The organism is Paenibacillus sp. Root444D2 (assembly GCF_001426375.1).
In the GTDB taxonomy this organism is placed as follows: Bacteria; Bacillota; Bacilli; order Paenibacillales; family NBRC-103111; genus Paenibacillus_E.
Window position 1 is genome coordinate 57,751 of the sequence record NZ_LMEO01000019.1, and the last position, 15,313, is coordinate 73,063.

The 15,313-nt window shown below is 44.0% G+C and carries 11 protein-coding genes; all 11 read left to right on the top strand.

Annotated elements, in window-relative coordinates:
* The first annotated feature begins 9 nt into the window (after positions 1–9).
* A complete protein-coding gene (locus tag ASD40_RS13295; RefSeq protein WP_057303747.1) occupies positions 10–876 on the top strand; it encodes a flagellar hook-basal body protein in 867 nt (288 codons plus the stop codon).
* A gap of 26 nt (positions 877–902) precedes the next feature.
* Positions 903–1,121 (top strand): DNA-directed RNA polymerase subunit beta, encoded by a 219-nt coding sequence (locus ASD40_RS13300; RefSeq protein ID WP_057303748.1) that lies wholly within the window; start codon positions 903–905, stop codon positions 1,119–1,121.
* A gap of 102 nt (positions 1,122–1,223) precedes the next feature.
* Positions 1,224–1,742 carry a CDP-alcohol phosphatidyltransferase family protein gene (locus ASD40_RS13305; RefSeq protein ID WP_057303749.1) on the top strand — a complete coding sequence of 173 codons (519 nt, stop codon included), beginning with the start codon at positions 1,224–1,226 and terminating at the stop codon, positions 1,740–1,742.
* 165 nt (positions 1,743–1,907) lie between these two features.
* Positions 1,908–2,336: a 3-hydroxyacyl-ACP dehydratase FabZ gene (fabZ, locus tag ASD40_RS13310; RefSeq protein WP_029195635.1), complete on the top strand. Its 429-nt coding sequence runs from the start codon at positions 1,908–1,910 to the stop codon at positions 2,334–2,336.
* A 24-nt stretch (positions 2,337–2,360) separates the two neighbouring features.
* The gene (locus tag ASD40_RS13315) at positions 2,361–4,064 is read left to right on the top strand and encodes a phospho-sugar mutase (protein ID WP_442952667.1); all 1,704 of its coding nucleotides are present in this window, start codon (positions 2,361–2,363) and stop codon (positions 4,062–4,064) included.
* A 183-nt stretch (positions 4,065–4,247) separates the two neighbouring features.
* Positions 4,248–6,296, top strand: a complete 2,049-nt coding sequence (locus ASD40_RS13320) for a DUF5693 family protein (RefSeq protein WP_057303751.1) — start codon at positions 4,248–4,250, stop codon at positions 6,294–6,296.
* Entirely contained in the window at positions 6,275–7,414 is a 1,140-nt protein-coding gene (gene csaB / locus ASD40_RS13325; protein ID WP_057303752.1) for a polysaccharide pyruvyl transferase CsaB, read from the top strand. The genes ASD40_RS13320 and csaB overlap by 22 nt, the downstream gene beginning before the upstream one ends.
* A gap of 55 nt (positions 7,415–7,469) precedes the next feature.
* On the top strand, positions 7,470–8,258 hold the full coding sequence (locus ASD40_RS13330) for a WecB/TagA/CpsF family glycosyltransferase (RefSeq protein WP_057303753.1): 789 nt from the start codon (positions 7,470–7,472) through the stop codon (positions 8,256–8,258).
* Positions 8,259–8,390: 132 nt separating this feature from the next.
* On the top strand, positions 8,391–9,500 hold the full coding sequence (locus ASD40_RS13335) for a glycosyltransferase family 4 protein (protein WP_057303754.1): 1,110 nt from the start codon (positions 8,391–8,393) through the stop codon (positions 9,498–9,500).
* A gap of 252 nt (positions 9,501–9,752) precedes the next feature.
* The gene (locus tag ASD40_RS13340) at positions 9,753–13,682 is read left to right on the top strand and encodes an S-layer homology domain-containing protein (RefSeq protein WP_057303755.1); all 3,930 of its coding nucleotides are present in this window, start codon (positions 9,753–9,755) and stop codon (positions 13,680–13,682) included.
* A gap of 391 nt (positions 13,683–14,073) precedes the next feature.
* Positions 14,074–15,313, top strand: a 1,240-nt coding sequence (locus ASD40_RS13345) for an S-layer homology domain-containing protein (protein ID WP_162251242.1), incomplete at its 3' end; no start/stop codon positions are given.

A 15,313-nucleotide genomic window follows, 5' to 3' on the forward strand; every position in this document is an offset into this window, starting at 1 on the left:
GGCAGGACCATGAACAATTCCATGATTAACTCATCGGTATCCATGCATAGCTTACAGCAAAAGCTGGATATTCTCTCCAATAACATTGCGAATGTGAATACGAACGGTTTTAAGAAGAAGGAAGCCTCCTTCGAGGACGTTCTGACTAACGTCAAGTCGCAGCCAGAAGGATTCCGTCAGCAAGGCAGGTTCTCGCCACTTGGTTTTAACCAAGGGTGGGGCTCGAAGCTGGTGCAAATCCAGACGAATTTGTCCCAAGGGCCTATTCAACCCACGGGGAATGTGACGGATTTTGCCATTCAAGGTGATGGATTATTTGAAGTATCCGTTAGTAAGGCAGATGAGAACGGCAACCCCGTGTTCCAGCCTGCTTGGACTCGTAATGGTGCTTTCAGTTTGAGTCCGGATGCAACTGGCGGAACCGTGCTTACGACCAAAGAAGGTCATTTCATCACTGGTGTTGATGGCAATCCGATTCGTGTGCCGGCTGGTTTTCGACCTGTCGTTGAATCGAACGGTACGATCAAAGGATACAATGAGCAGGACCCAAGTGCAGCACCCATTAATTTGGGACAGATCAAGCTAGTTCGCGTTGTACGTCCACAGCTGCTCCAAGACGTTGGAGATAACCTTTATGCGATACCTAATGGCATAACGGCTGCTGAGAAGGCGAATATCTTACTAGATGTGAACCCCTTGGTAGATAACCCGGCTAACCGTGTTAGCCTTATGCAGGGCTTTCTGGAGCAATCCAACGTGACGCTCTCGGATGAAATGACAGATCTGGTTATCGTGCAAAGAGCGCTTCAACTCAATTCCCGAGCTATTACATCTTCGGATCAGATGATGAATATCGCTAATAATTTGCGCGCCTGATCTTAGAAAGGGAGGGATAGGGCTCGATGTCAGACAAGCCTGCTCCACCAAAGAAGAAACCAAGGCCGAAATGGCTCCATATGACATGGCTTATTTTCAAAATCATTCGTATTCCTGTGCTATGTGTGTTGGCTGTTTTTATTGGCCTATGGGTAGGTTACACCAAGCTTGGTCATCAGCCAGCGGGAGAAATCTTTCATATGAGCACTTGGCGGCATTTATACGATCTGGTATTTGCGAATTAACTCTAACTCCCGCATGGGAGTTTTATTTTTGTCTAAGCAGCGGTATAATGAATGAAGGTTAAATGTACCAGAAATCGGATACTAACGCGCAGGAGGGGTACTTTGAATATACCGAACATGCTCACCATAAGCAGGTTTGTTCTAATCCCTGTGTACCTCGTGATTTTTTTTAATGGCCATATCCAAGTTTCTTTTTTTATTTTACTGGCAGCCGGACTTACGGATATCCTAGATGGCTATATCGCAAGAACTCGCGGGCTTATCACACCTGTTGGTGTCATGCTGGACCCACTCGCTGATAAGAGCATGATGATTGCGGTAATCTTATCCCTGCTCATCTCGGGATTGATTCCTTGGCAAGCAGCTGCGGCGATGTTCATTCGTGATTTAGGTATGATTATGGGCTCTGCTTTCTTTCACTTCAGGGGCAAGTTAACAGTTCCAGCCAATGTGATGGGAAAGTTAACGACGGTTCTGTACTATTTTGCTATCCTCTTCATCGTTTTTCATTTAAACTTCGCCATTACCTATTTATGGTTTGTAATTGGGGTCTCATTCTTAACTTCCTTCATTTATATTATTCAGTTCCTTGTATTAAATCGAGGAGCCAAATTGAAATAATGTATACTACGTAAAAAAGAGCCTATGTATAAGACTGTAACACAGCCCTGTACATAAGCTCCCCTATATGAACCTTCACTTCTGCAGTTAATGAAGGGACATCCCTATTGTAAGTGATTACCTTGTATTTTATACAAGCATTTTGAAAGGAGTTTTTAAACCGCTATGCTAGATATTAATCAGATTCAAGAGATCATTCCTCATCGCCCTCCCTTCCTGCTTGTTGACCGTATTTTGGAGGTCGAAGAAGGTGTTAGAGCTGTAGGTATAAAGAATGTTACGATCAATGAACCGTTCTTCGCAGGACACTTTCCTGGCTATCCGGTTATGCCCGGTGTGCTGATTGTGGAAGCTTTGGCACAAGTAGGTGCTGTGGCTGTTCTGTCGATGCCTGAATACAAAGGTAAAATTGGTTTATTTGCAGGCGCAGATGGCATTCGTTGGCGCCAACAGGTCGTACCTGGCGATACACTAACTTTAGAAATGACAATTACACGTGTAAAAGGAACCATTGTCAAAGGCCAAGCTGTGGCTAAGGTAGGCGACAAAGTGGTAGTCGAAGGCGAGCTTATGTTCGCCCTTGCTAATAAATAACCCATAGATAAAAAGGAGATGAACCTGACTACTATGACGCGTGTACAAACAGAGTATCAATTATGGTTAGAGGATCCAGCAGTGGATGCCGAAACGAAGAAAGAACTGCGTGCTATTCGGGAAGATGAAAGAGAAATTGAGGATCGCTTTTATAAAGATCTTGAATTTGGCACAGGAGGACTTCGCGGCGTGATTGGCGCTGGAACGAATCGAATCAACGTGTATACCGTTGGACGCGCAAGCCAAGGCCTGGCACAATATGTGAATGGGACAGGCGCTACAAGTCCCTCCATTGTTCTAGCTTATGATTCACGTCATATGTCGCCCGAGTTCGCTTTAGAATCTGCTCTTGTATTCGCAGGGAATGGAATTAAGGCTTATCTCTTTAAAACACTGCACGCGACACCACAGCTTTCCTTTGCTGTAAGATACTTAGGTGCGTCCGCAGGGGTTGTCGTTACAGCAAGTCACAACCCACCAGAATATAATGGATATAAAGTATATGGAGCAGACGGGGGACAACTCGTTCCTGAGTTTGCGGAGCAAGTCATTGCGCAAGTACAAAGCATTGATTCCTTCGATAAGGTCAAGAAAATAACCCAGCAAGAAGCGGAAGCGCAAGGGCTGCTTTCTTGGCTAGGGGAAGAGGTCGATCAAGCGTACATCCAGGCCGTAACGGCGATTAGCCAGAATCCAGATGTGATTAAGCAGATCGAAGGCGATTTCCGCATTATCTTCACTCCTTTGCATGGAGCGGGTAATGTGCCGGTACGCGAAGTGCTGAAAGCAGTTGGCTTCGGACAAGTCCGTGTTGTAGCTGAGCAAGAGCTGCCGGATGCACAGTTCTCGACGGTTAAGTCTCCGAATCCGGAGGAGCGGGAAGCTTTTACACTCGCCATTGCACAAGCGAAGGATTGGGATGCCGATATCATCATCGGAACCGACCCTGATGCTGATCGCATGGGTGCTGTTGTGAAGGATCCGAACGGCGAGTATGTCGTTTTGTCAGGTAATCAGTCTGGTGCTATCATTGTCAATTATTTATTATCAAGCTTGAAAGAGCGTGGAACACTGCCTGCGAACGGCGTCGTCGTCAAAACGATCGTTACAAGTGAAATGGGCGCAGTCATCGCCAATCATTATGGGATTCCTACATTAAATACGTTAACCGGCTTTAAATATATCGGGGAGAAAATGTCCCAGTTTGAACAAAATGGTGAATATACGTTCTTGTTCGGATACGAAGAAAGCTACGGCTACTTGGCTGGGGATTATGCCCGAGATAAGGATGCAGTTATTGCAGCGATGCTAATTGCTGAAGCGGCAGCCTATTATAAGAAGCAAGGCAAGACTTTATATGAAGTCCTTCAGGAACTGTACGAATCCTTTGGCTACTTTTTGGAAAAGCTTGAATCAAGGACGCTGAAAGGGAAAGACGGCGTGGAACAAATCGGGCGCATCATGGAAGCTTGGAGAACGAATCCGCCGACGGAGATCAGTGGCACTCGTGTAAGCCAAGTGGAAGATTACGCAGAGGGCATAAATGGCCTTCCTCGTGAAAATGTGCTGAAATTTAAGCTAGAGGATGGTTCATGGTTCTGCTTGCGTCCTTCTGGAACGGAACCGAAAATTAAGTTTTATTTTGCGGTACAAGGATCTACAGGTCCAGCGGCCGAACAGCAGCTAGATGGCATCATTCAATATGTGCTTAACCGTGTAGACGGATAATGAAATAGGAAAACTGAACCTCTTCAGAACCTAAGTCAGGGATAGGTCGTCTAATGAATAGATGGAAATTAAATCCGCATTCATTTGGCCTATTACCGAGGTAGGACCTGAAGGGGTTTTCGAATGTAAGTACATGCTTTACGAAGAAAGCTTTCTATTGGAAAGCTCTAAGGAGTGGACAACTTGGCACAATGGTATCAAACATGGAATAAACCTTTCAAAAATATCCTATGGTGGCTCGTCATTATTGGATTGGTAGTCTCCCTGCCGCTAGCCTACACGCGTCACCAAACGGAAACTTCGGTCAATCAAGTCGAGTTTGTTTTCGATTATCGTGATTTGCTGGATATTTCGGATCTTCAGACGAATCCGAAGACTTTTGTCGCTGAGCAGCTGAAGAATATGAAAGCAGCGGGCATTAGCTCAATGGCCGTGTACGAGAGTACACTAGCGGAGCTTGAAGAAAGCCGACGCATCGAGGTATTTAGCTCTCGAGACGCTGCCGCACTTACCCAAACCTTGGGTGATCCTAATGAAAATTTTACCTACGTGCTGTTCGCAGATAATGCCACACAGCAGAAGCTGGAGCCTTTAATTCAGAAAACGTTCGCGGATCTGAAGGTTGGCACGAAGCCGTGGAGTTTCAAAAATAGAAACGGACTCATCATCCAAATGAGCATGGACGATGCATCGATCAAGGGTATGGACCCAGACCCGATGACATTACAAATGCTTAAAGATCAAGGGTTTCAAATCGTGGTTCGTCTATCGAATCGTAGACCCTTTGTAACCAATGAAATGGATCGTTTGCTGAAACAGCTCCATGATATCGGTGTGAAGCGCATCATTGTCGATGGCAATGAAGTTCCGGGTTACACAGAAGAAAATACAGAAATTAACCTGAATAAAATGGCAGATCTTCTTAATAAGAACGGCATTGGTCTAGCAGCCATTGAGTTATTAAAAGAGCCGCAAAAAGGGTTTAGTACGTTATCGAAGCAAACGAATTATAACGTCGTTCGATTGCATTCGTTCACAGAGAAAGACGGAGAAAAGTTAACAGAGCCGCTCAAAAAATCGGAACTGCAGGATCGTATTCAAGGTGTTGCAGATCGTTTAGTCCTTGCTGTGAAAGACCGCAATATCCGCATGGTTTTCTTGAATGCAAGGCCAGTAAAAAGCTTGGATAAAGGGAAGTTAGTTGATCCGTTAGCTGCTTACTATGAAAGTTTGCAAGGAAAAGACGGCGCTATTCCTCGCATCCAAGAAGTCGGGTTTACGCTTGGATCAGCAGAGCCATTTGATGTAAAAACGACAGGATGGCAGAAAATCGCCCGCATCTTCATGCTGCTTGGCGGCGTTAGTTTAATCGTGCTGATGGTATCCTTCTTCGTACCGGAAGCCGTGCTGCTCCTCTTCGTCTTAGGTATGCTTGGGCTTATTGCATTACATACCCTTTCGGCTAATCTATACGCGCAAGGCCTTGCCTTAAGTGCAGCCATTAGTGCACCGAGCATAGCGATCATGCTGGCCATTCGTTCCGTTCGTTCAGGAGCCGCAGCGAAATGGAAATCAGGTCTTGCTTACGCCTTATGGACACTAATCAAAACATCTGCGATTTCACTGATTGGTGTCGTTTACGAAGTGGCACTTCTCAATCACGTTACGTATTTACTCGTGCTGCAGCAGTTCCGCGGCGTTGGCGTACTGCATTTGCTCCCTATTGCTATCGCAGGTGTGTATTTACTATTCTTTAGCGAAAATAACACGTACAGAGATAAGATTTCGAATATTCGAGGTATCCTTGCTTCCTTTATTAGTGTGCTATGGATTGTAGTCGCTGGTATAGCTCTAGCAGCCGTTTATTATTACCTATCACGTACAGGAAATGAAGGACAGGCTTCTACCTTGGAGAAATTATTCCGCTCCTTCTTGGAAAATACACTGGGCGTGCGCCCTCGAACCAAAGAATTTTTGTTCGCACATCCATTATTTCTGCTAGGCGCATATTTGTCAGTTCGTTATAGACATGCTGTCTATTTGATTTTCATCGGTGTAATTGGACAGCTTTCAATTGTAGATACATTCGCGCACTTGCATACGCCGCTTCATATATCCCTGATCCGTATAACCTACGGTCTTGTGTTTGGCGCTTTGATTGGCCTCATTCTGATTGCAGCTTGGGAAATAATTACAAGGAGTTGGAAACGATGGGTGCCACAGTCAAAATAGCGCTATCCGGCTACTATGGCTTCGATAATAGCGGCGATGAAGCTGTGCTGCAATCGATATTGTTTGCTTTGCAGGAGCAAGGTCGAGAGGCAGGTGTACAGATAGAGCCTATCGTCCTATCTGCTAATCCCGAGAAAACGTCAGCGATGTACGGGGTGAAGGCCTATCATCGAATGAAGCCTGGTCCGCTGATTCGTGCTTTACGCGAAGCCGATGGTTTGATTAGCGGCGGTGGCAGCTTATTACAGGATGCTACAAGCTCGAAAACAATCCCGTATTATTTGGCCGTTTTGAAAATTGCGCAGTGGCTGGACAAGCCTACGTTTATTTACTCGCAAGGCATCGGGCCGGTTAGCCGCCCTATGTTTTATGGCTGGATCCGCAGCGTATTCCAGCGCTGCGCGTATGTGTCAGTCCGCGACACGGAGTCCGCGGAGCTGCTGGGGAAGATGCGGCTCCCGCGGGAGCGCATCACGGTAGTGCCTGACCCGGTCATGGGGCTGCCGCTGCGCGGGACCGGTTTTGGTGGCGGCTCGTCGGACCTCGAGCCGGATGGTTTAGTGCGGACGGTTGGCGTGTCCGTCCGCTTCTGGAATGAGGACCGCTCGGAGCTGGAAGCTCTCTCGCGGTCCCTGGTCTTGTTGCTAGCCGCTAATCCGGATGTGCGGCTGCGGTTCTTGCCCTTCCACCTCCCCTCGGACGAGGTGGCGTCGCAGTTTGTGATCGACCGTCTGGGCGATCACGGGTCCCGGGTGGAGAAGGTGCGAGGCATCACCCATCCGCAGGATATGCTCGCGCAGGTCGCGGAATGCGACCTGCTGATCGGGATGAGGCTGCATTCTTTGATTTATGCAGCCTCGCAGTTCGTGCCTATGGTAGGCATCTCGTACGATCCGAAGATCGACCAGTTCCTCCATAGGCTTGGCATGAAAGCCGCCGCATCGACAGCTCGCTTCGATGCGGATGCCTTTGCGGCCGAGGCGCAGCGCCTGCTGGCCGGCCGAGAGGCTTGGGCGGCGTCCAGCCGCGCCGCCATCGAAGAGCTCAAAGCGCAGGCTCAGCTTCCTGCGCAGCGCATCATTTCTTTTTACAAACAAAGACTAACAAATAAGAAATAATGAAAAAAAGCAACCAAAATCCGATTACCAACGTCATTTAAAGGAAGAGATATCTATGAGTTCAACATCAACAACGATCCAATCTAAGGTCGCATCTGCGAATGCTATACCCAAAGTTCGCATCTACGGAGTGCCCATCTCCAAAATGGGTATGGACCAAACCGTAGCTTACCTTACGAACGTTATTGAACAAAGACAACCCCATCAGGTCATTACAGCCAATCCCATTATGGTCATGGCAGCACAAGATGATCCTGCTTATTTGAGCATGATGCAGCGCGCTGAACTCATCGTTCCTGATGGTACAGGTGTCGTCTGGGCAGCGAAATATGTAGGTGAGCCTGTTGTAGAGCGGGTTCCCGGCTATGATTTGATTCATGAGCTGATGAAAGTTGGAGAGTCGAAAAGCTGGAAAGTATACTTACTTGGCGCTTCCAATGAGGTTATCCAGGCTGCAGCTGAAAAGCTTCGTACGGCGTACCCGGGGATAAAGCTGGTTGGCGTACGAGATGGATATTTTAAAGACGATCAGGATGCTGAAGTGATTCAAGAAATCGTGGATGCAGCTCCGGATATTCTTCTCGTAGGAAGATCTGCTGCTAATCAAGAGCCTTGGATTGGGAAATACAAACAACAAATCGGTGTCCCTGTCATGATGGGTGTTGGGGGAAGTTTTGATGTTCTTTCGGGCAAGCTAAAACGAGCACCCATTTTATTTCAAAAACTACGTCTTGAGTGGTTTTATCGCCTGATGCAGGAGCCTTGGCGTTACAAACGAATGCTTTTACTCCCTCAATTCGCATTGAAAGTGATGCGGGACAAAGAGAAAGTCACCAAACCATGAGAATATTTATGAAAATTGGCTGAAAACGGTCATTTCAGATGAATTTAGCAGTGGTATTTGTGAGCAAATGGGAGTATAATTCATTTCGGCGGATTACCTGCCACCCAAGACAAGAGGAGCTGTGAAGAAGACATGTATGGATTATATGCGATTGGGTTTATCGCTGCTTGCTTAATGGCGCTGCTGCTGACACCCCTAGTCAAAAAATTTGCCTTCTGGGTTGGAGCCGTTGATGCCCCTAACCATCGTAAGGTACATACCCGAATAATGCCGCGTCTCGGAGGATTAGCGATATTCCTTGCATTCGTCGGAGCTTATTTCGTCGTCTCTCCAGCACTTGATGCCGTTAACTCCAATGCCGCATTTGGGTTGCTAATCGGAGGCTTTGTGATTGTCGTCACGGGTGCCTTGGATGATCGTTTTCAACTATCTCCCAAATGGAAGCTGCTCGGGCAATTGATTGCCGCTTGCATCGTTGTTTCCTTTGGTCTTAAGATCGACCTCGTTAACATTCCTTTCGGAACCACCAACCTGCCAATTGGCTGGTTAAGTATTCCGATTACGATATTATGGATCGTCGGTGTTTCCAATGCGATTAACTTGATTGACGGCCTAGATGGCTTGTCAGCAGGCGTATCGGGTATTGCTACCACTACGATTCTAATTCTTGCTCTGATGATGGGCAATGTTACCGTTATTCTACTTTGTGTCATTTTACTTGGTAGTATCATAGGTTTCATGTTCTATAACTTTCATCCAGCCAAAATCTTTATGGGCGACTCTGGCGCCTTGTTCCTAGGCTTTGCCCTGGCAACACTATCGATTCTTGGCTTTAAGCAAGCAGCCGTTGTATCATTATTAATTCCTATTATGATTCTAGGTGTGCCCTTATCCGATACCTTCTTTGCGATCATGCGTCGCTACGTCAATAAATTACCGATCTCTGCACCGGACAAAAGCCATCTGCACCACTGTTTGCTGCAGCTTGGATTCAGTCATCGTACAAGCGTACTGATCATCTACGGAATTGCCTCCATCTTCGGCGGCAGCGCGGTGATCTGTTCAGTCTTTATCTCCCAAGATTCCACTTGGGGTCTTATCATGATCATCGTGGCTCTCTTCCTGGTTATGTTAGTCGGAGCAGAAGCTATTGGTATCATCAGTAAAAGCCGTAAACCGGTGCTGAACTTTCTTCAAAGGCTTGTAGGCAAGCAAGTTCAGAGCGACCGTATGGGCAAGTAAGCTATAAAATCGGAATCCAACCTTCGGGTTGGATTTTTTTTGCATTTTATGAATTTTCTTCTTTCTCTAAACATTTCCTTTGTTTCGACCGATAAGTAAAGTACAAGAACTTTTGGCTATTTGCCGCGTCTAATCATGAGGAATGATAGAAGAATATGGGAGGGATTGTCGAAATCTAGCAAGTAAAATGAAGTTAATACATATACCATGGAGAAAATAACAACATTTAGATTACATAAGGAGGAACTAGTTTTGAAAACGAAGCTTAGGAGAAAGAAATGGCTTAGCATAAGCCTTATGGTCGCTATGTTGCTAGCCTTATTGCCGCCACTTAGTGCCAGCGCGGCAGCAATAATCAGTATCTCGAATCTTTATTCACCAAATCCAAACAATCCATTAACACCGTATGATGATTCTTTAGTAAATAAATTTACGGTCAATCCAATTGAAGTAGATGCTTTAATTAATGGGATTGCAGATGATCAAATTACGAATATGTATTACGAGATATTTAATGCCAATACCAATCAAACCACTACCGTGAAAACAAACAAAGCAGTTAAGAGTGCGTCCAACAGCAGCGAGGTAGCATTCCAAAATGTTCAGCTCTCGCCAGGTAAGAATATTATTACTGTAAAGTTCGGTACTACAGGCAATATTGCATCCCAGCCTGCGTATGCTTACTATACGCCGGTGACTAATATATCTAACCTTCAATTCAACGGTGTAGATTTCTTGGATGGAGGTATTTATCCAAAGGGGCCTCCATATACAGGGATTTCTATTACGGGTACATCAACGAATGCAAACGCCATTGAGGCTAATTATGGTGGAACCGTCTATCAGCCTGCTGCTTTCCAAAACGGCAATTTTACTTATGTGACTAACACAGGCCGAGCAACAGACATTGCGTTCAACCCTGGCGACAACAAAATTATATTCGCAGCTAATAACTTAACTAACTATTATACTTCGAATAGATCTTTTATTTATGATAATGGTAAAGCATTTGCTTATAATGCTTTAATTGATCTTAACGGCACAGCTCCATCCAAAAAGCTGGTGGATAACCCAATCATTAAAGATGCAGCAACACCAATTCAAGACGTTGCATTGAAGGCTAACATCAAGAATCCTTTAATCAGCACTAATGCTACCGTCACAAGGTTTGTTTATGTAGATGTATACACGACCGGTATGGCTAGCACAAAGTTGCATTTTGATTTTACGAATACGTTGAACACACCTCTCTATACACCTCCTACAGCTCCTTCTCAATTGAATACAGGAGGTGTACCATCTGCCAGTTTAACGAAAAACGCAACTCTTACTACATCAGATTATATGGTGTACGATTTTAATGGGCAGTTGCCTGTGAATACAAGCAGTACCATACAGCAAGTAAACTTTGAATTTACAGATAGTAATGGGCTTAAAACGACTTCACAGTATACGTACTCGTACGTCAATCCTAATCAGCCTTATGTAGACCATGTTAACGTAAAGAGGTCTTCTGCTTCAGGTGGGACTTCGTACGAAGCAGGTGTTAGCCCATCTGGTACAACACAAATATCGGAGTTTCCTGCAAAATTAGAGGTTTACACGAGCAATAATACGACTGGGGTTCAAATTAATTTAAATGGAGCACCTTATCCAGTAAGTCCAATTCCAGGTTTTACAACAAGTACGGCTGCTGTTGATGCTAACGGAAATGCTATATATGATGTCAATGGTGTTCAAATGAAGGATTACTCTATTAATTTACAAGGTATTCCGGATGGACCAGTTGTTTTCCAGGTTATTCCTTATATTAGTGGAGTTCCATCCGCTGCTGGAACCAAACAATATAGTTTGAATATTTCTGGCGCGCCATATGTCATTATTAATAATCTATTTACAGGAATGGTCGTCGATAGCGCAAGCAAACTTACATGCGGTGCTATTACTGGTCCATGCATCACAGGACGCCTAGTAAACGTACCAACTGCGGATTACGGAACGGAAATTTACACAGTGAATGGCACAGTTGTTAAACCAATAGCTGCTAATACACCTACAGCTGGAAATAACGGCTCATTTACCTTGACGAGTACGGAACTAAACCCTATTTTCAAAGGGGATGGCAAGTATACGTTCAAAGTTCAGCTGAAAATTAACGGACAACTGATTACAACATCTAGCGTTGATATCTTTGTACTATCTAGTAACGTACCAGTAATCAACTATTTGAAACCAGTTGAAGCTGATCCTCTGAATCCGCAATTCACTGCGACTTCGCAGCCAGATACTTATGCCACAAGGGCAACAACGGTTCAATTTCAAGGGGAAATTGTAAACTCTGCAGTTGGTGTAACGCCAGGTACAGCACTTTACTTACGCAAAGCGCCTGCGGCTTACTCGAATACAACCATACCTGTTGGTGGTCAAATCGTCTTAAATCCAACATTGACAAATGTACCTTTGCAGGATTTTAACACACCCGCAAGTACGCCAACCGTTCCAAATCCTTCAGCAATTTCATTGTCTGAATATGGTACTTATGTATTTGAATTAGTAGCGGCGAACGCTTCTTCAGGTTCAACTGCTAACAAACTAGTCACGATCATACGCGAACCTGTGCCATACGCTTTTATTAGCCCGCGACCAAACCAAATTATTAAGAATAATAAAGATGTTGACCAAGCTAACATTAATCAGAACTTCTATATGATTCAACTTCAAGCTGATAATGCGGATTCCATCACTTTCGGTAAAGATGAGGCAATCTACGACAAAATTAATAAAAAGTACATGTATGAAGTGAAGAATCTTAAAGCTGGAGCTAACACAATTAAATTTACTGTGAGTCGCGGTACAGCGAAAATCAATGCAAGCATTATTTTGTTTAATACCAGCACAGATATTGAAGGCGAGCAATACAAGACGCCACTTGCTTCTAGCAATACGAAAGTATTCAATGGTCAAATTCAACTGAATTTTCCTAAAGACACCAAATTAATGCGTAATGATAGAACAAGTACAACGCAATATATAACTACAGACCGTCAAGTATTATTTGGAATTGCGAATAATGATGATGGCAGAATTGATAAACCCAATGAATCACTACTAGGGGTTAATTATTTAACGACGCCATCCCATTTCAGAACAGCAAGCAAGAAATATTGGATTGACGCAGGAATCATTCCTCCAACATCCAATACGACAACTCCTGGGCTACAAGAGGCATACTTGGGCAGCGGAATTCTGCCTAATACAACAGATCCTAATCAGATAGCTTTCTATGTACGTAATTATAATGACATCGTGGTACCAACCAAACGAGGTACACTAACGCTCAGCTATGACGCAAATATCAGAAGTGATGCTGGAAAGTATGTTTCCGTATTTCAATTTGGATATTTCGATAATCCAACTGGTCAGGGTCCTGCATTACCAAGCTGGAAAAATATTGGCGGAGTAGTTGATGCCAAGAACAATACGATTACCGTTCCAATTGATTCTTTTGGATATTTCCAGGTCATGTATATGGACGACAGCTTCAATGATGTCACGAACCACCCGTGGGCGAGAGATGATTTGGATACCTTGTATTCAAAAGGAATTATGTCTCCTAAGACGCCTTATCAATTTATGCCAAACGATGCCATTAGTCGTGGTGAGTTTGTCACAATGTTGGTCAAAATTTTCGACATACCACTTTTGAACCAAGATACACAACAAAGTGCTTATAATAACACTTCTGCTACCTTCTTGGACGTTCAAAGAGGTTATACAGATCCAACGGGTCTTACTAACTTCTTATCTATTGAAGCGGCAGCTAGAGCGGGCATCATTCGTGGTAATGCCAATGGAACGTTCTTACCTAGAAGCCCAATTACGCGACAAGATGCAGCGGTAATCATTGCAAGGGCAGCGGAGCTTAAATTAACTTCTGATCAACAAAAATCATTAACTGCACTTCAAAAGATTTTCACAGATGCAAATGCTGTTGATGTTTACGCTGTTCCATCTATAGAGGCTGTAAATAAGGCTGGTTTAATTGAAGGTATAGATAATGTACTTCTACAAGGACAGAAGAAACTAACACAACGTTTCGACCCAACGGAAAACTTTACTCGTGCTGAGGCATCAGAGGTTGCCATTCGTGTAATGAAGCAACAAAAGAAACTTCCTAAATAAAAGGAAGCAAAAATAAAGACTGTATCCGATTTTTCGGATGCAGTCTTTTGTTTTTACTGTGGCGATGGGAATTAAAAAAACCGCTCAGGTTATTTTAAGCAAATTTTTAGCTAGTGTTCAGCTTCTCTACTTATTTACTTCACAATTAAAATGTAAGTTTATCAAGTAGGCAAAATGTGTGCAAGAGGTGATAGGTTCTTTACTAGTAGATCGAATAATTGGAAAATACTTATCAATGAAATTATGCATACAGTCACGTATACTAACTCATGTAGCCAAGGTGATAGACGCGAAGCTACATAGAGTCATGTCATGATTCATTAGTCGCCACGTTGGTTATAAGTTTTTATAACAAAAAAACTTTCATAATATTAGGAGGAAACAAACCTTTATGAAGAAAACACTATCCGTAGTTCTTACATCTGCTATGGCTCTTTCCATGTTCTCATCCGTCGCATTTGGTAAAACATCTGCTGACTTCACAGACTTGAAAGACCTAGATGCAGCAACAAAAGTGAAATTCGATGCGATGATCACTGCTGGTATTTTTGACGGCGTGACAGAAACAACTTTCGGTCTGAAAGACGAAATGAACCGTGCACAATTTGCGAAAGTAGCGGCATTGATCATGGGTCTTGAAGTAAACAAAGACTTGAAAACATCGACATTCACTGACGTTAGTGTAACCGATGCAGCAAATGGTTATGCACTTCCTTACATCGAAGCATTGAAAACAGCTGGCGTAACAGACGGTTATGCTGAAGGACAATACAACCCGGCTGGTAAAGTAACAAAAGAACAACTTGCTACTTTCTTGGTTCGTGTTCTTGGTCAAGATGAAGCAGCTAAAGGCAAAACAGGTACAGACACAACGGTTTCTGGCTGGGCACAAGGTTATGTAGCTTTGGCACTTGAATTGAAACTTCTTTCCAATGGCACTGACGGTAAATTCGGCGGTATGACAAACGCAACTCGCGATCTTCTTGTTAGCGGCGCATACGAAGCGAAACAACAGTATGTACCGGCTGGTAAAGTATCTGTAACTGGCGCGAAAGCAACAGGCGTACAACAAGTAACGGTAAGCTTCAATAAACCCGTGGATACAGCTAAAGCAACAGTAGCGTTGACAAAAGGAACGGCTAACATCGCAACTACTGTCAAATTTGCAGATGATAAAAAATCCGCTGTACTAACTTTAACTGATGTGAAAGTAAGCGAAGGCAGCTATACAGCAACACTTTCTGGTTTAGATGCAGCTGGCGTTGATAAAACAACTGCTACATTCACAGCAGAAAACGAAAAAGTTTCCAAACTTAGCTTTGTAAATGCAAGCGAAAAAATCGCGAAGTCTGCTAAAGTAACTGTAAAAGTTAAAGCAGAAAACCAATACGGTGAAAATGCTAGCCTAAACGGTAGCGAATATACAGCATACGTAAGTGGAAGAAATGAATCGTTGAAAAGAAACGAAGATACAGGCTTGCTTGAATTAACACTGAACACAATTTACAAAAATGGTGTAAGTGGCGATCAAACACAATCCGAGATTGATGTTCTTCCGGTTAACATCTTCCTAACAAACACATCTGTGTCTGTACAAAAAACGTTTAAAATCGGCGTTGAATCTTATGTAA